Source organism: Planctomycetia bacterium (assembly GCA_015075745.1).
GTDB lineage: Bacteria > Planctomycetota > Phycisphaerae > UBA1845 > UTPLA1 > UTPLA1.
Genome location: JABTTW010000001.1, coordinates 2,518,756 through 2,538,557 on the forward strand (window position 1 = coordinate 2,518,756; position 19,802 = coordinate 2,538,557).

Below are 19,802 nucleotides of genomic sequence, written 5' to 3' on the forward strand. Positions count from 1 at the left end.
CCGACCAGCGCAATCCGTGGTCAGCGTCGCGGAGAAAATCCAGCCCCGGCAGGGGCGTAGGAGTCACTCGATTGCGCGCAAGAAACCACCAAAACCACCAAACGCCCCAACTTGCGCCCGCCACAAGCTTTGGCACAATTCCGAAAGGCCGTGTGTCACTATATGTCACTTACGATTCTGCTCGACTTACGCGCGATCAGCGCGTTTGCCTTCCCACTCGCTACGACAGCTTCCCGCTTCGGAGAATGGCGACAAGCAGGCCGCCGGCCATCACGAAGGTGATGGCGTAGCCGACGAAGCCGAGGTAGCGAATGGGCATGTTAAAAATGCTGGCATCGATGGAGATCAGCATGGTGCTGCTGATGATCGTCGAGGCCACCAGCATGGCGAAGGCGATGCGGTTGCTCGATCGATCCAGTTCGCTGGCCAGGTGATCGAGGTTCTCGTGCTTGATGTTGATCTGGAATTGTCCCCGGCCCATGCCGCGCATGGTGTCCCGGATGAATCGCGGGGCGTCGCGGAGGATGCTGAACAGGTGCCAGGTGGACATGCCCGCCATGCGGAGCAGTCGCCGCGGCGAGAAGCGATCGCGAAGCAGCTTGGAGAGCTTGGGCTGGAGCAGTTCGAGCAGGTTCAGCTCGGGGTCGATCTGCAGGACGACGCCGGAGACGGTGGCCAGCGACTTGAACAGGGCGACGAAATCGCGCGGCAGGGTGACGTCGTTGCGGCGGACCGTTTCGATGAGCTCGCGGAAGATGATGACGAGGTCGAGCCGGTGAAGCGGCAGGCCGTAGTATTTCTCCAGCATCTGGCGCAAGTCAGAGGCGAGGACGAGGCGGTCGGTGTTGCGGCCGATGGCCCCGAGGTCGGCCAGCACGTCGATGAGGACTTCGATTTCCTTTTTGACGATGGCGATGATGCTGATGACCAGCCGGCCGATAAGCTCGTCGTCGATACGGCCGATCATGCCGAAGTCAAACAGGACGACCCCGGCGGGCGGGCGGATGAGCATGTTTCCAGGATGCGGGTCGGCGTGGAAGAAGCCCAGTTCGAAGAATTGTTTCAGGAAGCATTCGCTGAGATTGTGGGCCAATTGCGCGCGGTCGACGCCCTTGGCCGGAGAGCCATTGCCCCCCTCGGCGGACCCCAGCGCCTCGCGGAGGTGCATGCCGTCCATGAACTCAAGGGTGAGGCTGGCTTTGCCGGTGAGTTCCCAATGCACCCTGGGTGTCTTAATGTTCGGGTCGTCCACAAAGACTTCGTAGAATCGGCTGGTGGTCGACGCCTCGTTGACGAAGTCGAGCTCGCGGCGAATCGTCTGGGCGAATTCATCGACCACCAGCTTGGGGTGATAAGGCCGCAGTTCCGGGAAAAGGGCCTCGGCGCGCTCGGCCATCCATTCCAGGACGTACATATCGAGCTGGATCATGTCGTCGATTTCGGGCCGCTTGATTTTTACCACGACCTGTTCGCCGTCATGTGTCTCGGCGCGATGGACCTGGGCGATGGAGCCGCTGGCGAAGGGCGTATCGATGAACGATTTGAAGGCCTTGTCGATATCGACCCCGGTGTCTTCCCGGAAGATGCGACGGGCCTGCTCGGTGGGAAACGGCTTGACGTCGTCCTGCAGTTTCTCAAGGGCGGTGATAATCTGCGGCGGAAAGATATCGGGCCGCGTGCTGGCGATCTGTCCGAACTTGATGAACGTCGGCCCCAGTTCCTCGCAGACCTTGACGATGCGCTCTCCGATTGCGACGAGGGGATCGACGGCGGGTTCTTCGTCAGGCTTACCCTTTCGGATCCAGTTGATCGATGGGACATATCTTCCGAGTTGCAGGCGATCGACGACGTGTCCGAAGCCGTGCCGAGAGAAAACCTGGGCGATCACGCGAAGGCGTGCGAATGTCCGGACGGTTCTGGGCAGGGTGGCAATTGACATCGCGAGAACAACAAGGCTCCGAGGAAGTGTTAGCGGACGCCGGGGGGATATTCCCGTCTCAGCGGATTATCGTCAAATCACGCCGCGAGGATGCGATCCAGGGGACCTCAAGCTTGACCTTTTGGCGGGGCTTCGTGAGACTCGGTCGCCCCCTTATGAAGCAACATGACAAGCATATCGTCGGGTGGCTGAGCGAGTGGCGAAGATTCAGCGTGCTCCTCGCCCTATTGTTCGCCGTTCGGGGGGTGCTGGTCATCTGCGTGCTCCCGCCTTTCGAGGGGTGGGACGAATATCAGCACCTGGCCTACATCGTTCATCTCATCGAAAAGGGATCACCACCTGATCTTGCGGCCGGGTCGGTCGTGCCGCGCTCGATGTATCCGTGGTTGGCGAAGTATCCGCACTGCCGATTCGGGACGGATCAGCTTCGACCTTTGGGTGCGCAAAGCTACGACGAGTATTGGAATGGCGCGGCGGCAGAAACAGCGATCGCGGACAGCGGACATCCTGACGCCGCACCGGATGTCCCGATTTATCAGGCTCAGCATCCGTCACTCTACTATCGCATGATGGTTCCCGTGGTGCGACGGTTTCTGCCGGACGGAGACCTGCTGACGCTGGTTGGTCTGCTGCGGTTGATCAACATCGGATTCGGATCGCTGTCCGTTTATCTGGTGGCGCGATTGCTCGGCAGGCTCATCAAGCCGTCGGCGATGCGTTATCTCCTCGGTTTGTTAATCGCCCTTCAGCCGCTCTATCTGCTGAACTGTGCCCGAGTGGCGAGCGATGCGCTGGCGGTGCTTCTGGGCACCGCGGCGATCGGATTGATCTTGTGGCCGATGTCGCGTTACCGCGCGGCGTCCGGGGCAGCGGCCGGCGCGGCGACAGGTTTGGCGATTCTGACAAAGACGGTGAATCTGGCGCTGGCGCCTTTCGGCATATTGGCGGGATTATTGTTCGCATGGCGTGATCGTGTCAGGCGCGGAACGCTCATTGCAGCGCCTGCGGCATTTCTGGTCGGGCTGGTCGCGATCTGCGGCTGGTATTTTTTCGGCAACCTGAAGACGTTCGGGCTGCTCACGCCGATGCAGGAGGCCGTTCACAATAGGGCGGCGGGCAGGGGCCTATCCGACATCGCGCAGTGCGTGATGGAAATGGATCTGGTCGATGAGCTTGGGCGGAGGTTTTATCGTCGCAGCCTGTGGACGGGCGGGTGGAGTTATCTTGCGCCGCCGATTGCCGCGACAAGGATTCAGGAATACTCGTATTACTTCGCCTCGCTGGGTTTCCTGTTCGCGCTGGGGCCGACGGTTCGCCGATCGCGCTCGATATCCGCGCTGGCGTGGTTGATGCCGACGTTCGCGCTTCTTTGTGCGCTCAGCGCGGCGGGGCTTAGTTATCACATGATTCATACGAAGATGCTGCTGGGATCGGTGGCGACGAATATCTGGTATGCGGCGGTCATCTTCCCGTGGCTATTGGTTCTCTACGCGCAGGGGCTTGCCTACTGGCCGATCAAATGGGTGGGCATAGCATCGGGGCTGGTGCTGGCCGCTACATTCCTGGGAGCGGAGATTTACGGCACGCTGGTGACAATGGTCTCGACGTATTCCGGCGGCGCGACGGGCATCGAGGCGTGGCGACGGATTGGCGAGCTGCATCCCGGCGGGCTGAATCCGTACGTTGCCGGTGCGGCACTTGGCGGTGTTGGGCTGCTTGTTTCGATGGCGGTCGGCATCATCGCCAGCGCGCACTCCAGGTCGCGACCTGAAGAAGGCATCCTTACGTCTTGACGTTGTCCATGAACAGGACGGCGATGGGACCGAAGATGAGGACCGGCAACCATGCCGGCAGGGCGGGATTGATCCCCATTCCGCTGAGGTCCAGGCTCTGCGAGATGAACGTCAGCACATAGCACATGCTGCAAACCAACAGGCTCTGGCCGCCGATTACAACGACCGATGGGCGCTCTCGATTCAGGAAGAAGGGCATCCCCAGGCACAAGAGGATCATGTTGATGAGAATGACGGTCAGGCGGCGATGCTTGAGCCGGATGAATTCCGAGGTGCCGGTGGCCGCGAAGCGTTCCTGAAGCCGTTCGATGTCCGGCAGGCTCAGGAAGTGGGTCCAAAGCGTTGCCTGTTGCAGGGCCAGTTCCTTCGGGACCAGGTCGGAGACGTATTCCGTTACCGGCACGCCGCCGAGTTCTTCCCCGGAAATGGCCGGCCGGCCGGTCGCGCCGGGGGTCGTCTCGTTTTCGAATCGAATGAGGTAGCCGCGATCGAGGTGCCAGACGCCTCGCTCGTCGTCCCAGGGGGCGCGCTCGGCGCGGATCACTTCGGTCATTCGTTGCTTGTCGTCCCGCTTGATGATGAGGACGCCGCGCATTTCCTTCGCACGGGGATGAAATTGGGTTGCGGAGACCAGAGCGTTATCGCGATCGGCCTGGAACCAGACGGCGAAAGAGAGGCGTCCCTCGATATCGCCGTGCTTTCGCGAGAGCTTGTCGGCGAAGTGAGGAATGATGAACTCCTGATCGACGAACCACAGGCCGTTCATGGCCAGCGAGGCGAGCAGGACCGGCGCGGCGACCCGGTGCAGTGAGGTGCCCGAGGCGAGGATCGCGGTCAATTCATTATTTCGATGGAGCCGGGCCAGGGTGCAACACGCGGCGACGAGGAGGATGACGCCCGCGAGCTGGGCGAAGTAAAGAAACAGGTTGTAGCCGTAGTAGTCAATGATCTTGACGATGGTTTCGGCCTTGGAGTCGGACTGAACATTGGTGAACTCGTCGAGGTTCACGAACAGGTCGAGGAGGATGTAGAGGCCGATCATCACGGAGAGCGCGATGAGGTAGTTCGTGAAGAAGGCACGCAGGATGTATCGGTCGAGAATCTTCATCAAACCTATCTCTGCAGGAACTTCATGCCGATGACGCCGGTGGCCAGGTAGATAACGGCTGCGCCGCCCCACATCACGCAGAGGCTCGCGACGGCCATGCCCGGTCGATCGGAGAGATTGCGTCCGACGATACTCGTCAGGACGACAATCAGGGATGGAATGCAACTGATTCCAAAAGCCGTGAGGACCTGGCCGCCACGGACGATGATGCCCAGCATGGCGCCCATGAGAACGACGGCCATGCTGGTGATGGAGTACGAGGCTCGAAAGTGGATCTCTCCCTGGACTTCAGCCTTGAACTTGCGGAGAAACTCCAGGAACTTCTCACACTGCTTGGTCTGTCGCTTCGGCAGGCCGTGCGGAATCTCGCCGTTGGTGAGAGAGGTGGTGTCAAAGGCCAGGGCCTGGCGGCGCAGTTCCTCCTGATCCATGAAGGGCACGAGTTTGAGCGCCTCTTTGGGTTTGTGTATCGCGCGGTCCGCCGCGGTCTCAGTCGCGCTCCGTATCTCGGCATTGCCGATGAGCTCGACCTGGATATTGGGGTGCATTCGGTCGAGTGAGCTGCGCAGCTCGATGGTCGCGGAGTCCGAGGTGTAGCTGAATTTGCCGGCCGGACCGGTCTCTTCGACTCTTACGACGCGCATCAGCGGACGCCCGTCGTCAGGATCCTGCGAGCCTTCCTTGGAGTAGATGTCGTATTGCACCGTCGGGCCGACCAGCCGGAACGATCCGTGCTCGCGCAATTGGTCGACGACGTACTGGTACATGTAATAGGTCATCATCTCCCGGGTGAGTCCGTAGAGCCGGTCCTCGACCTCGGGACTGAGCTGCGGCTTGGTTTGGTATTCCAGGAGGTTTCCAAGAGTCTCGAATTTCGTCTTCCGGCGCAAAGACAGCGGGATGTCGAAGGGGGGCAGCGACTGGCTGGCGAGGTCGTAGTATTGGCGCCGGCCGGCATCGAAGAGCCGGACGCCCTCGAGATTGACGGAGACGCGCGGCGAATTGTTCGACGTGTCGAATTCGATCACCGTTTCCTCGGCGGTGCCGAAGCGCATGATCTCCTCGTCTTCCATCTCGACGAAGCTGACGCCGGTGAGCCAAAGATAGGTGTGATGGGGGTCGCTCGTCGCGGAATCCGCCGGCTTGGCGATCTCGCAGTGGGTGGCCATGATCCGGTGCCGGCCGAAGATGAGCGGCTTGGCCTTCTGGAATTGCTGGACCACGATGGACGGCAGATCGCGCTTGGTGAGTTCTTCAATCTGCCTCGAGAGATTCGGGATCATGTAGTTCCAGGCCCAATAGGTGATCAGGGTCACCAGCAGGCCCAGAAGCCCGGCCGAGAGCAGCAGCCGGTGAATATTAATTCCGGCTGCCCGACAGGCTGTGATTTCATTATCGGAAGCCGCCCGTCCGTAAGTGATCGTCGCGGCAAAGAGCGCGGCGACCGGCAGGATGAGGGTGATGGCAACGGGGGTGAGAAAGAGGAAGACCTTGGCCATGTCATCGGCGGCCAGGCCCTCGCCTTTGAAGATGTTGGCCACGCCGCCGCCCATGACGAGCAGAAGCGTCAGCGCGACGGCCGTCAAGGCGAACGTCTTGATTAGTTCTCGTGCAAGATAAAGGTGAAGGGTGATCATCATGCAGAATTGCGGGAATCGACCGAATCGGTCCGGCCGCTGACGGTCAGCCGCGCGGCTCCGGAGAGTCTAGGGGCGACCGGCCACACGTCAAGCGCGTCGCCTCCTGGACCCACAAAACGTTCGGCAGGTGCTTGACTTAGGTTGGCGATACTGCTCTCATTGTGTATCGCATTTGGACCGGTCGCAGGGCCGTGCGGCTTATTTTTCTCACCGAGGAGCAGACCCGAGAGGTTTGGTGACGATGGCAAACATGACTAAGAGCGGTTCTGCGCGCCCGGACCTGCTTCATCGTTGGAGCGTTCAGGATTCCCTGGACCTTTACAACGTGCGGCAGTGGGGAGCGGGCTTCTTCGGTGTTAACGATCGCGGCCACGTCGTTGTCTCATCGCGCGGCGCCGAAGGCCCCACGATCGACATGAAGGAACTCGTCGATGAGCTGCTTCAGCGCGGCATCGACATGCCGATCCTGCTTCGCTTCTCCGACATTCTTCGGGCCAGAATCGAGCAGCTTTGCGAGGCGTTCAAGAAGTCGTTCGAGGAGAACGGCTACACCGGCCAGTACATGGGCGTCTATCCAATCAAGGTCAATCAACAGCGCCACATCGTCGAGGAAATCGTCCAGTACGGCGCGCCCTACAACTACGGCCTCGAGGCCGGCTCAAAGCCGGAGCTACTCGCGGTGCTGGCGATGCTTGAGTCGGCCAGTCCGCTGGTCATCTGCAACGGCTACAAGGATTTTGAATACATCGATATGGCACTGTGGGCGACCAAGCTCGGCCGCACGGTCATTCTCGTCGTCGAAGAGTTCGGCGAACTGGAACGAATCATCGATCGCGCCTCCATCATGAAAGTGAAGCCGAACATCGGTTTTCGCATGAAGCTGGCGGCCCGCGGTTCCGGCCGTTGGCAGGAATCGGGGGGCTCGCGCTCCAAATTCGGCCTGACCGTCACGGAAATGCTCAAGGGCGTCGAGCTGCTTCGCAGCGAGAACATGCTCGACAGCCTGGTCCTGACCCATTTCCACATCGGAAGCCAGATTACCAATATCCGCTCGATCAAAGAGGCGCTGGCCGAAGGCTGCCGGATCTATCAGGAGCTGACCAAGCTCGGGGCTCAGCTTAAGTACTTCGACGTCGGCGGCGGCATGGCTGTCGATTACGACGGAAGTTCCAGCAATTTCGCCTCCAGCGCTAACTACACCATGCAGGAGTACGTCTCCGACGTCGTCTCGGCCCTGACCGAGGCCTGCAATGCCATGGAACTGCCGCATCCCACGATCGTGACCGAAAGCGGTCGGGCGATCACGGCCCACCATTCCGTGCTGGTATTCAACGTGCTCGGCGTCACTGAAATTCCCGACTACGCCGTGCCGCAGTCATTGCCCGAGGAAGCGCCCCAGGTTCTTCATAATCTTCTCGACGCCTACAACTCTACGACCGCTAAGAATTTCCAGGAGGCGTATCACGACGTGCTGCACATTCGTGACGAGGCCTTGTCCCTCTTCAAGCTCGGCTACCTGACCCTGGCCGACTGCGCCACCATGGAGGGACTCTTCTGGACGACCTGCAAGCGAATCGTCCGCATCATGGATGAAAAGGAATACGTCCCCGAGGAGCTTCAGGGCCTCAAAGTTCAGCTTGCGGATACCTACGTTTGCAACTTCTCGGTGTTTCAGTCGGTGCCGGATTGCTGGGCGGTCGGGCAGCTCTTCCCGGTGATGCCGATTCATCGCCTTAATGAAGAGCCGACGCGCCGCGGCATCCTTGCCGACATCACCTGTGACAGCGACGGCAAGATCGACAAGTTCATCGACCTGCGCGACATCAAGAGCGTGCTGGAGCTTCACTCCTTCACCGGCGAGAGCTACTACGTCGGCATCTTCATGACCGGGGCGTATCAGGAAATCCTCGGTGACATGCACAACCTCTTCGGCGATACCAACGCGGTTCACGTCACCATCGGCGACGACGGCCAGTACTTCATCGAACATGTGGTCGACGGTGATACCGTTTCCGAAGTGCTGTCGTACGTGCAGTATTCGTCGGAGACGCTCGTTGCCCGGCTGCGCAGGACGGTGGAGGACGCCGTCCGCCGCAAGGTTATCACCTTCCACGAGTCGGCCGAGTTTCTCCGCCGCTACGAGGCGGGCCTGAAGGGCTATACCTACCTGGGTGGGTGATCCACAAAGAGCATGTACATCGCTCCACGAAGCCCACCCACTGCCGTGGGTGGGCTTCAGTTTGCGTGTCGAAATGCGCGCCCTGACGCTATGCTGCCCTCGCGATGATACCGTCGGCGAATAACGCCAAGTCTCCGCTTAAATGGTTCCACGTCACCTTCAGTACCTACGGTTCATGGCTTCCTGGAGACCCTCGGGGCTTTCGCACACGCGATCATCGCGAACAAGTCGAAGGTAACTACAAGAATCCACCGCCTGCCGGACAGTTTGACGGCCTGTGGCAGCGCAATCATGCGCGTCTGAAGCGGCCGATGGTACACCTCACTCCGCCTCAGCGGGCCTGCGCCGGACGGGCGATGGTCGAGATGCTGCGGCGCCTGGAAATGGCTGTTGTCGCGATCGCCGTCGGCGCACAGCATGTTCACATTGTGGCGCAATTGCCGGACGACGAAGCCAAGCTTGTGGTCGGTCGAGCCAAGAAGCACGCAGCGCACGTATTGATTGAGGATGGGTTTCGCGGTGGGCCGTGGGCCAAAGGATGTCGGACCCAGCCGATCGTCGATCAGGCTCATCAGCACAGCGCTATCAGCTATGTTGCCAGGCATAAAGATCAGGGCGCATGGGCTTGGAGGTGGGGTGATCCTGATCCGTTGAAGACCCCACTTTGAAGCATCCAAACGCATTATGCCGCCGAAGCCCACCCACTGCCGTGGGTGGGCTTCCCGCGGACTTTTCCGGTCAGGGTTTCCAATACTGCGAGCGTCTTCGAGCGTGGAGATCGGCTGCGGCCGATATTATCCTTAGGCTGCCGCTGCAGGTCCGGGTGCAATCCCCGCCGACAATCGTGGGTATACGCTGCGGCGGAGGTGCGCCGGGTCCGATCGTGGACTGATCGGTATAATCCGCCCAAGGCACTCGAGTGAATCGAAGAATCTCGGATCGGAAGTTCGAGTCTTAACGACGAATGGCCACTTTCACTTACACCGCTCGCAATGTGGACGGCAAGACCGTCACCGGCGTCCTGACGGCGGACAGCCAGCAGCACGTGCTGCGCACCCTGGATGAGCAGTCGCTATTCCCCGTGGATGTGCACGAGGGCGGCAAGGCACAGAGTTCGGCCGGCGGCAGGAAGCGCAAAGTCAAGCCGGCCAAGGTCGCGGTGATCTATTCGCAGTTCGCCGACCTGCTTCGCGCCGGCGTCCCGGCGCTGCGGTCGCTCGATGTGCTGCACAAGCAGACGTCGAATCCGGTGTTGAAAGAGGTGCTGTCGGAGGTGCGCGAGGACCTGTCCAGCGGCGACACCCTTGCCGACGCGATGGAGAAGCACCCCAACGCGTTTAACCCGCTGCACGTTTCGATGATTCGTGCCGGCGAGAAGGGCGGCTTCCTCGAGGAGGTGCTGAGCCGCATCGCCATCTTCACCGAGCGGCAGAACGAGCTTCGCAACAAACTGATCGGCTCGATGTTGTATCCGGCCATCTTGATGACGGTTGGCGGTGGTATCGTGATTTTCCTGCTGGTGGTGGTCGTGCCGAAGGTGCGATCGTTCCTGCGGGGCGACTTGCCGGTCATGACGCAGATCGTCTTCGCGGCCTGCGATTTCCTGCAGGCACATGGGCTGGCCGTTGCCGGCGCGGCGGTGGTCTTCATCATGTTGGCGATCGCAATTCTGCGAAGCCAGGCCGGCCGACAGGCTATGGACAAGTTTCAATTGAAGGCCCCGATGATGGGGAAAATCGTCACATTGGTGGCGATCTGCCGATTTTGCCGAATTCTGGGAACCCTGCTGCACAATGGCGTGCCGATCCTCCAATCCTTGAAAATATCGCGGGATTCTGCGGGAAATCGTATTCTGATGCAGGTGATCGAGGATGCCACGGAGAGCGTGCGAAAAGGGGCCTCGCTGGCTGCCCCTCTGGGCAAAAGCAACCTTTTCCCCCTCGACATTGTAGACATGATTGCCGTCGGTGAGGAAAGTAACAATCTCGAACACGTGCTGGTCACCATCGCGGACTCCTACGAGGCGAGGACGGCCCGGCAAATTGACCTGATGGTGCGGATGTTGGAACCGCTCCTGCTGGTCGGCATGGCCGGTGTGGTGGCGGTCATCGCCATCGCGCTGCTCCTGCCGATTCTGTCGATGAGCACCGGCGCTGCTTAAGGCACTAATGGCGGCGGCCGTGCTGCCCGAATGGGAACGCGGCATGGATTTGAGCTAGAATTACGCCGCCCATGCTCTGGTGACGGGTATTGTCCCGTCGAGGTGGCGTGGAGCTGAAAAACGATTAGTTTATTGTCTGCTCAGGCAAGGAGATCAGTCATGTACGGTAAAAAGAATAATCAGCGGCGCGTGCGGCGACAGGGCTTCACGCTACTTGAAATCCTCCTCGTGGTCGGCTTGCTCGCCCTGCTGGCGGCATTCGCGATTCCGAACTTCGTCGGGGCCGGTGAGACCGCGAAGCAGAAAATGGTCAAGGGGGCGATCGGGCCCAACGGCACGATCATGCAGGCCATCGACATGTATAAGTTCAACACCGGCGTCTATCCCGAGGAGCTCAAGCATCTCGTGGAAAAGCCAAACGATGATGACATCGCCAAGAAGTGGACGGGGCCCTATCTCAAAGACATCGCCGGTCTCAAGGATCCCTGGGATCACGACTTCATGTACCAGTCGCCGGGACAACACAATGAGAATGGCGTGGACCTCTGGAGCGTCGGCGCCGACGGCCGCGACGGGACCGACGACGACATCAAGAACTGGGGCGACGACAGGTAAGTTGTCGTCCGCATTTTCTCCGGACATTCGATCATGGGTTTTCGACAGCATTCATTGCGAACGTCGCGGCGCGCCGCTGCGCGGGCGGCTTTCACGCTGCTGGAACTCCTGATCGTCCTCAGCCTTTTGGTCGTGCTTTCGTTCTTTGCCTGGCCGATGATGGAAAGCCAGATTACCGCGGCCAAGCTGCCCGAAAGCGCTGCGCGGATTCGCGAGACACTCTACATGACCCGCTCCGCCGCGATGCTGGAGCACCGTCGGCATCGGGTGCGATTTGCCCCCGGCGAGCAGCAGCCGACCGTCGAGATCGAGATTGATCCCCTCTATCAGCCGGGCGTCTGGACGCTGGTCACCTATCCCTGGACGAAGGAGCCGATGCTGCTGGATGACGCCGAGGTGCACGAGATTCAGCCCGGCCGGCCCGTCTATCTGAAGCCGGTTTCCCAGACCGAGGACGCCGACAGCAAGGCCGCGAAGGAAGAAACTCAGCGCGATGCATCACTTGATTTACAGGTAACACAGGGAGAGCAGATCGGCTCCGTCAGCATCGCGTCGGGCAATGATGAAGCCGAACTCGACGAGAAGCGACCACCGATCGTCTTTGAGACGGACGGCTCCTCGGATTGGGCCACGATCATTATTTCAGATGTCAGGTCCGAAGAGGCATTGGAAGAGGAAACGCCGCAACTGTGGGTGGTACTCGACGGCCGAACGGGCTTGGCCAACGTCCGCGAGCAGGTGACTCAGGAACAGTTGGCCGACCCCGAGTTTTACATTCAGAAGGAGAAGCTTGAGCTTCCGGAGACCACCTCACCGGAAGACCTCTCTTTGACCATTTCGACCGACGAACAGGGCCAGCTTATAGACCCGGCCGCAGCTGCCGGACTCCTCGGTGATCAGCAGGGGCTTGGCGATCAGGGCTTTCCCGGGACGGGCCAGCAAGGTCTTGTCGATCCCAATGCGATGCCGCAGGGTCAATTGCCGTCCGGAGCAGAATCGACGCTGCCCGCTGAGCAGCCAAGCGAGCAGCAACTCATGGAGGACCTCGAGAGGGAACTGGCTGAATCTGACCTCTCCGATGAAGAGAAAGAGGAAATCCGAAAGAATTTTCAGAGTGATTCTTCGGCGAAATAGCCCTTGTTTCCTCGCTTTTCGAGGTTCGAGCGGCCGCTTTCGAACGTCCGACGCAAACCTGTTCCAGGCCGCGATTTTTTAGAATTCCGCAGCCTACTATAACTTTCTATATTGCAAGATGTTGTGGTATAATTCCGCCCTCGAAGGCGGCATCGCCCCAAACCACCTCTTTCGTCGATCTTACTGCGACGATTTGCCGCCGTTTGCATAGAAAAGCGGGGCGGGCATGCCCGGAACCATGCCGTTCCGCGCTTATGGCGAAGTCGGGCTCGGTTCTGAAATCCGCCCCCGGGGTGGCAAGGAGATGTCTTGGGTCAAACACAGGCATTTGATCGTTCATTTTCACGGCGAGGAATCGTCCATGCGCATGGCAGCGTCCGGCGCCGTCTCGTTGGCGGCGTTGCGCTGCTTGAAGTGGTTGTGGCGCTTTCCATTCTCCTCGTGGCGATGGCCGTTGTTGGAGCGACGTTTCGGAACGGTGCGCAGAACGTCATGCTCGCCGAGCGCATGAATCAGGCGCAGCTTTTGACCGATCGCCTGCTCACGGAACTCGATGTCGGGCTGATTCCGCTGGATATTCCTGAGCAAGGCATGCCCAATCAGGACCTGAGCGGCTACTTCGAAGACGATGCGCCGCCGGGCATGTCGTGGAAGCTCGAAGTCACGTCGGATGACAACCTGCCGGACATGCTGAAGGTCGGCGTCAGTATTTTTCTGGGGGATCCGGAAGCCGCGGATGATCAGCATCAGCGACTCCTGACGACTCACGTCGTACGCGTTGTTCCGCGAGCGATCAACCTCGAGACGGACTTCGGATTTTCTCAGGAGCAACTGGATCAGTTGACCGAGGCGATTCCCGGCGGTGCGGCGATTTTCGACCCGGCCGCATTCGACCCACGGGCCATTGCTTCATTGGACATTGAGACGCTGCGGGAGCTGTTGCCGGCGCTGATCCAGGCGCTGGGCGGCGGAATGCTCGGCGGTCAGCTCGATTCAATCCTCCAGGCAGCGCAACGCGGCGACTTGTCCGGTCTTCAGGATCTCGGCAAACAACTCGGCGGTTTACAGCAGCTCGGCGGTGCCTCCCCGTTACCGCCCGGCGGGATTCCCGGTGCCCAAGGCCCACCTGCCGGGGGACGCGGTGGTCAGCAGCGTGGCGGTCAGCAGGGCGGTGGTCAGCAGCGAGGCGGACAGGGTTCGAGTCGTCGAGGAGGTGGGTCGAAGTGAAGCGATCGCATTATCATCGCCGTCGCGGCCTGACGCTTCTTGAAGTGCTGCTTGCCCTCGGACTGGTCACGCTGCTTTCGGCGTCGATGTTCCTGTTTTACGACGTCACCCTTCGATCGCGCGACTTTGGAACAAGGCGAATCAACGAGGGCAATCTTGCCCGTGTCGTTGCGCAGAAGATCGCCGGTGAGATTCGCTCGGCCAACGGATTCCTCCAGGGTGCCGGGCCGGGGATCGCCGGGAAAGAGCACCAAATCACCATCCAGACGGTCGTTTTGCCCGACAAGGAGCTTTTTGTCCGGCGACAGATTCAGGACGAGCCGCTTCCCGCGCAAAGCGACATGCGTCAGGTGCAGTATTACATCGCCTATGACGAGGACCTGTCCTTTGATTACCCCGACGGGGCGACCGGGCCTGCGCCGATGGGCCTGGTTCGCCGGGAGATTCAGACGCTCAATCAAGTGACGGTGCGCGAGGATCAGACGCAGTCGGTGGAGCTCGATCTGTACGCGCCGGAGATGAAATACCTGCGGTTTCGTTACTTTGACGGCGTTGAATGGCTGGATCGCTGGGACATCGGAAAGGGCGGCGAGGCGGGGCTGGGGAATTCGCTGCCGCAGGCCGTCGAAGTCACCGTGGGGTACACGGCGATCGAGCCGCCGGAGGATGAAGACGAACTGGATTTGGAGAACCAGGATTTGCTGCCGGCCCCGCCCGAGCCGTACGGCGAAGACAAGTGCTCGATCGTGGTTCGATTGCAGCAGGCAGACACATTCTTCGGTTCCCGCATTCTGCGCACCCAGCGCCCGCCCAGCGGGGAGGGAGGGGCCACGACGCCATGACGATGACGCGGAATAACCCTGTTTCCAAACCCCATCGCGTCGCGGCTTCGCGCTCGGGGCTCGTTCTTGTGGTCGTATTGGTGATGGTGACGCTTTTGGCGCTGCTCGCCGCGAGCTATTCGTTCATGGTTCAGTCCAATACGCGAGCTGCCATCTCGAATCATTACCGATTCCAGGCTCACATGGCGGCGGAAAGCGGCTATCAGCGAGCGGTCGCCGTATTACGGGCCGCCCGCAACGAACCGGGCATCTGGTACAGCAATCCGGATTTGTTCAAGGGCGTGCTCATTGAGGGAACGGAGTCCGACCTCTCCGATGCCGAGGCGAATCTCAAGCAGCGAAATGAGACCGGTTGGTACGATCCGGCCGCCAAGCCGGCGTGGCGATTCAATCTCGTGGCACGGAATTACGAAGACCCCACGACGGTCCGCTACGGCATCACCGACGAATGCTCCAAACTGGATCTTAATGGTGCTACCGAGGCCCAGCTTCGCCGTCTCTTCGAACTGGTTATTCCCCAGGACACGACCAACGCTGTGGACATCAATGTACTGGTGGATTCATTGCTGGATTGGCGCGAGCCGGGCGCGGCGCCGAGGGCGAACGGCGCGAAGGACGAATACTACAGTCAGCTTGAGCCGCCCTATCGCTGCAAGTCCGCCCCGTTCTCCACGGTTGAGGAACTCCTGCTCGTCAAAGGCTTCACCGCCTGGGTCGTGTTCGGAGAGGATTACAACCGCAACGGTCTGCTCGATCCGAACGAGAACGACAACGACTCGTCGTTTCCGCCGGACAACGGCGATGGCGCACTCTTTGCCGGAGTCGCATCCTACTTCACGCTCTGGTCTCGCGAGCTCAATGTGTCAAACGATCAGCGTCCGCGCATTAATTTGAACATGGAGGACACGCAAAAACTGCAAGAGCTGCTGGAAGAGCAGTTCAGCCCCGCGATTGTCAGCTATGTTATGGAGGTGCGCGGCGGCGGCGCGCCGTTTAACAGTATTATGAACTTGATTCCCGCGCCTCCGACCCCTGAATCGGAGGAAGACCCGCAGGATTTGCAGCCAACGACACAGCCGGACCCGTTCGCGCAAGACCCAGCCACGTCGCAACCTACGACGAATCCGACCGACGGAATCGACACCGGTTTGGAGCAGCCTCCGACCGATCTAAGTCAGTCCGGTGAAGCGTCCGAGAACACGCAGGTCTCGAAGCCGCCGGAGTTCAAGGACCTGACGGCCACGCCGCCGCCGGGAACCTATGAGGATTTGCCGTTGATCCTGGATCGTCTCACGACAGACCCCGTGCCCATGTTCACCGGTCGTATCAACGTGAACACGGCTCCGCGCGAGGTATTGGCGACGATTCCAGAGCTGACGGCCGGGGAGGTGGAGGCGATCGTGGCGGCCCGCGGTGGACTGGCGCCTGAGGAAAGATCGAATTCGGCGTGGCTGGTGCGCAATGCCGTTCTGGATCTGCATAAGTACCGCTGGATTCTGCCGAAGCTGGCGACGAAATCGTCGGTCTTTCAGGTGGAGTCGGTGGGCTACGCGGACCACGCGGGCGTGATGGATCGGATCAACGTGATTTTTGAAATGCGCGGCCCCATCGCCCAGGTGATTTACACGCGAAACCTGGATGAGCTGGGTACGGCTTATACACCGCACGGGGAGGACATCCGCGCCGTGCAGGAAAACACGAATCAGGGGAACTGATGGCCATCGGTGGAAAGCAACTTCTGGCGCTCGACTGGAACCGCAAGGATCTGCGGATGGTCGTCGTGCGCCCGAAAGCGGACGGCGTTGACCTGATCAAGGCTGCGTCGGTTCCGATTCCCGCGGATATTCGCATAGAGGATCCCGAGGCCTTCGGCACCTTTGTGCGGGAGGCGATGAAGCAGTCGAAGATCGGCGTGAAGAAGGTCCTGCTGAGCATTCCGCGCGACCAGGTGGTCTTGAACACGCTGAATCTTCCGCCGACGCCGGCCGAGGAAATGCCGGCGATTGTGCAGTTTCAGATTGTCAAGGAGCTGCCATTCCCGGCGGAACAGGCGGCGCTGGATTTTGCGGTATGCGGTGAATTTGATCCGAAGGGGCCCAGCAGCGCCCTGGTGGCGGCGGTGCGCAAGGATGATCTCGACTATTACACGAAGGTCGCCTCGCAGGCCGGGCTGACGGTGTTGCAAGTCGGGCTTCGGCCGTTTTCGAATCTGATCGCCGTGATGGCGAACGCCCCGGACCTCGCTACAAAGAACCTTCTCGTTGTCGAGGTAGGCCCGCAGTTGACTGAGATCGACATTCTCAAGCGCGGCGTCCTGGCCTTTTCGCGATCAGCATCGGCAACGGTCGCCGCTTTCGGCGCCGGCTCGACGGAACCGATTGCGGACAGCCGAATAGCAGGGCTCAATGTTCCGGATCACGAGCCGGACGAGGCTTCCACGCAGAGCATCTCAGCCCTGATGGTGGAGATTGTCCGTTCGTACGAAGCCTATCGCGCGACCGATCCGTCGATGAGTCTCGACCACATCATCGTATGCGGGTCATCGGGCATCGAGCCGCAGCTTGCCCACTCCCTTGCTTCACGATTTGCCACGCGGGCCGAGCTGTTTTCGCCGGACAAAGCGCTGGGGCTTTCCGCCCAGAGGGCGCGAGAGCTTCGCGGGTTTTCCGCGGCGATCGGACTGGCCATCGGACATGGCCTGACCGGCCTGGAACAGTTCGACTTCCTGCATCCCAAGAAGCCCGTGACCAAGCGGCAGCTGCGCATGAGGAAGCTGCCGGTGGCGATCGGCACGGCGGCGCTCTTCGTCGGGTCGGCGGTGATGTACCACATGAAATTCATCGCGCCGAAGCAGCAGGCCGCCGAGGAGCTGCGCGACGAAGTGGCTACCAAGAAGTTGCAGGAACGCCAGATTCTCGAGTTCAAGAAAAAGGTCGATGCGCTGGAAGACTGGCTCGACGCTGAACAATACTGGCCGGATGTGTTGGTCGCTTTGACCGAAAACTTCCCCGACCAAAAAGAGGCTTACGCCACAAGAATCGATTTCGAAACGAGGTCGGGCGGTCGTTCGAAAAAACGCGAGAGCATCGCCCGAGTCAAATTCCGAACCGTTTCGCTGGGCAAGGTCAATGAAGTCGCGGAAAAACTCGGCGGCTCTGGTTTCCTCAGCGTCGTGCCGGGCCGCGAGACCACCGCCGGCACGCAGGACGTCTATTCGAAAGACACGAGTATCGAGTTGGTTCTGCCGGATCGGCAGGCGTTCCTCGCCCTTCGCGAATCGGTGTTGGACGAGGTGGAGCCGCCTATCGATGCAGCCCCGGCGACCGTCAGTCCCGCCGCAGAAGAACCGAAGCCTATTGCGACAACTCCCGCACCCGCCGCCGCAAATACTCAGAAGCCAAATGGGCATCCGGTTAAGCCTCCGGTCACGCCGGTCAGTCAGGGGCCCGTAGACGTGAAGACGAATAAGCCCGCCGCTGGAAACGGCAAGGCGCCAAGCACGCCGCGAACGCGACTGCCGAGAAATCCGCGGCCTACCGGCGTCGGAACCGGCAAGGGGGGCAAGCCATGACCCCACGCGAAAAATTCCTGGCGATCCTCATCGGCGGCTCGATCGGCCTGGCCATGCTTTATCAGGTGGTCAATTTCGTGTTCATCAGCCCGCTGACGAAAGCGGAGACGGACATTGAGAACCTGACGCGAGAGAGCGATCGCCTCGACGGCATCATTCGCTCGCGCCGCAGCCTTGCCGAGCGCTGGCTGGCTTATGCAAGCAGGACGATTTCGTTCGATCGTCCCGAGGCGAGCAATCGGTTCGCGCAGGAGCTCAAGGAACTCGCCGGTCGGCATCAGTTCACGAATCCGATTTTTTCGCCCGTCTCAGGTTCGAAGCTCGGCGACAAGACGGATGTATCGACGATCGGCTACCGCTTCGCCGCGACCGGGGCGTATCGCAATGCCGTCGCATTTGTGAGAGATCTGTACCGCTCACCGTACTACAGCGCCATCACCAAGATGAGCATCGCGCCGCTGCTGCAACGCAATCTGCCCATGGACACGATAAAGCTCGAGTTCACCATCGAGACGCCGGTCCTGCCGGTCATTGATAAGAAGACGTTTCAGGAAGTCGCCACGGCATCGACCCTTTCTCAGGCCGAGGAACCGAAGACCGACCCGGCGCGGGAGTTTCTGCGGTCGGACGAGTCATTCGCGCTGCTCGATCGGCGGAACATCTTCAAGCCATACATAGCTCCGCCGCAAAACGTGGTCATGCTGGACAATCAGGATTGGAAGACCGTCGCCGCGAAGGTTCGCTTCTATTGGGATGGCGAGGTCTTCGAGCAAAAGGTGGAAACCGTCTCGAGCAAGGCTCAGCAGGCCGTCAAGGGCATGGGCGACATTGTGGAAATCGAGGGCTCCTACGCCGACGGCAAGACGTTCGGCCCGCAGCGACTGGATTTCAGTACGAGGCAGGACTGGACCTACGCGATTCCCGTTCACAGCCCGGCCCCGCCGCCGACGGTCGTGATTCTCGCCGTCGACAACAAGGACAAGAACATCGTCGACTTCGATGTCACCGTGGTGAAGCCCGATGGGTCTTCACAGACGTTTCCGACCATGCGCGCCAAGCCGGGCAGCGTCATCGACGTGGGACAATTCGAGGCGAAGCACGTCACGATCTCCGCGACCTATGGTTCCGGAAAAAAACACCCGCCGATGAACTTAACGCCGCGGCCGGATAAGCAGGTGTACACGATCCCAGTAGAGCCGGCGGAGCAGGTCGCGGTTGTGTCGCAACCTGTCAGCGACCCGCCGGCCGATCCGCAGTATACGGTTTCAGGGCTGGTCACCTATCGAGGTCAGCAGGAAATGATCGTGACCGGCAACGCCAACGCCCGAGCGGTGATTCCCGTGGGCGAGAAGGCGGCCGTTGATGGCGGTGATCTGTTGGGCGTTCATCCCCTGGGGGGAGTTGTGAAAATGCCCAGCGGTAATTTTTATCTGTACCCACTCGGTCGGAAATACACCGACCGCGTCAAGCTCGAAGCTGCCAAACCGGAAGACTTGCCCAGGGCGATTGATTCCTGGGCAATGGCTCAATAGAGCGGCGCAGCGACAGACCGCGGCGGAAGAGTCGCCGTGGATTAGCAAGGTCGATCCTCGA

14 protein-coding genes are annotated in these 19,802 nt (G+C 60.4%); 11 read left to right on the top strand and 3 right to left on the bottom strand.

Annotation, left to right across the window (positions count from 1 at the left end):
- Positions 1 to 220 precede the first annotated feature (220 nt).
- The gene (locus tag HS101_09965) at positions 221 to 1,939 is read right to left on the bottom strand and encodes an AarF/ABC1/UbiB kinase family protein (protein MBE7506597.1); all 1,719 of its coding nucleotides are present in this window, start codon (positions 1,937 to 1,939) and stop codon (positions 221 to 223) included.
- 155 nt (positions 1,940 to 2,094) lie between these two features.
- Here HS101_09965 and HS101_09970 point away from each other — a divergent pair, with 155 nt between their 5' ends.
- A complete protein-coding gene (locus tag HS101_09970) occupies positions 2,095 to 3,732 on the top strand; it encodes a hypothetical protein (protein ID MBE7506598.1) in 1,638 nt (545 codons plus the stop codon).
- On the opposite strand, the gene HS101_09975 is transcribed toward HS101_09970, so the two are convergent.
- Both HS101_09975 and HS101_09980 read right to left on the bottom strand, forming a co-directional pair.
- Positions 3,722 to 4,840: a YjgP/YjgQ family permease gene (locus HS101_09975; protein MBE7506599.1), complete on the bottom strand. Its 1,119-nt coding sequence runs from the start codon at positions 4,838 to 4,840 to the stop codon at positions 3,722 to 3,724. The two genes, HS101_09970 and HS101_09975, sit on opposite strands and share 11 nt — an antisense overlap.
- A 5-nt stretch (positions 4,841 to 4,845) precedes the next feature.
- Entirely contained in the window at positions 4,846 to 6,480 is a 1,635-nt protein-coding gene (locus HS101_09980) for an LptF/LptG family permease (protein MBE7506600.1), read from the bottom strand.
- A 241-nt stretch (positions 6,481 to 6,721) separates the two neighbouring features.
- On the opposite strand from HS101_09980, the gene speA reads away from it, so the two are divergent.
- The 10 genes from speA to HS101_10030 all read left to right on the top strand — a co-directional run bounded on the left by speA (position 6,722) and on the right by HS101_10030 (position 19,741).
- Positions 6,722 to 8,659, top strand: a complete 1,938-nt coding sequence (gene speA, locus HS101_09985) for a biosynthetic arginine decarboxylase (GenBank protein MBE7506601.1) — start codon at positions 6,722 to 6,724, stop codon at positions 8,657 to 8,659.
- 311 nt (positions 8,660 to 8,970) lie between these two features.
- The gene (locus tag HS101_09990) at positions 8,971 to 9,327 is read left to right on the top strand and encodes a hypothetical protein (protein MBE7506602.1); all 357 of its coding nucleotides are present in this window, start codon (positions 8,971 to 8,973) and stop codon (positions 9,325 to 9,327) included.
- Between the two features lie 296 nt (positions 9,328 to 9,623).
- On the top strand, positions 9,624 to 10,820 hold the full coding sequence (locus tag HS101_09995) for a type II secretion system F family protein (GenBank protein MBE7506603.1): 1,197 nt from the start codon (positions 9,624 to 9,626) through the stop codon (positions 10,818 to 10,820).
- A 159-nt stretch (positions 10,821 to 10,979) separates the two neighbouring features.
- Entirely contained in the window at positions 10,980 to 11,435 is a 456-nt protein-coding gene (gene gspG / locus HS101_10000; protein ID MBE7506604.1) for a type II secretion system major pseudopilin GspG, read from the top strand.
- A gap of 33 nt (positions 11,436 to 11,468) precedes the next feature.
- Positions 11,469 to 12,569 carry a prepilin-type N-terminal cleavage/methylation domain-containing protein gene (locus tag HS101_10005; GenBank protein ID MBE7506605.1) on the top strand — a complete coding sequence of 367 codons (1,101 nt, stop codon included), beginning with the start codon at positions 11,469 to 11,471 and terminating at the stop codon, positions 12,567 to 12,569.
- A gap of 309 nt (positions 12,570 to 12,878) precedes the next feature.
- Positions 12,879 to 13,796 carry a hypothetical protein gene (locus HS101_10010; protein ID MBE7506606.1) on the top strand — a complete coding sequence of 306 codons (918 nt, stop codon included), beginning with the start codon at positions 12,879 to 12,881 and terminating at the stop codon, positions 13,794 to 13,796.
- On the top strand, positions 13,793 to 14,638 hold the full coding sequence (locus tag HS101_10015; GenBank protein ID MBE7506607.1) for a prepilin-type N-terminal cleavage/methylation domain-containing protein: 846 nt from the start codon (positions 13,793 to 13,795) through the stop codon (positions 14,636 to 14,638). The genes HS101_10010 and HS101_10015 overlap by 4 nt, the downstream gene beginning before the upstream one ends.
- Positions 14,635 to 16,353, top strand: coding sequence for a general secretion pathway protein GspK (locus HS101_10020; protein ID MBE7506608.1), 1,719 nt, complete (start codon positions 14,635 to 14,637; stop codon positions 16,351 to 16,353). Before HS101_10015 ends, HS101_10020 begins: the two co-directional genes overlap by 4 nt.
- On the top strand, positions 16,353 to 18,209 hold the full coding sequence (gene pilM / locus HS101_10025; protein MBE7506609.1) for a pilus assembly protein PilM: 1,857 nt from the start codon (positions 16,353 to 16,355) through the stop codon (positions 18,207 to 18,209). The genes HS101_10020 and pilM overlap by 1 nt, the downstream gene beginning before the upstream one ends.
- Positions 18,206 to 19,741, top strand: a complete 1,536-nt coding sequence (locus tag HS101_10030; GenBank protein ID MBE7506610.1) for a hypothetical protein — start codon at positions 18,206 to 18,208, stop codon at positions 19,739 to 19,741. Before pilM ends, HS101_10030 begins: the two co-directional genes overlap by 4 nt.
- Positions 19,742 to 19,802 lie beyond the last annotated feature (61 nt).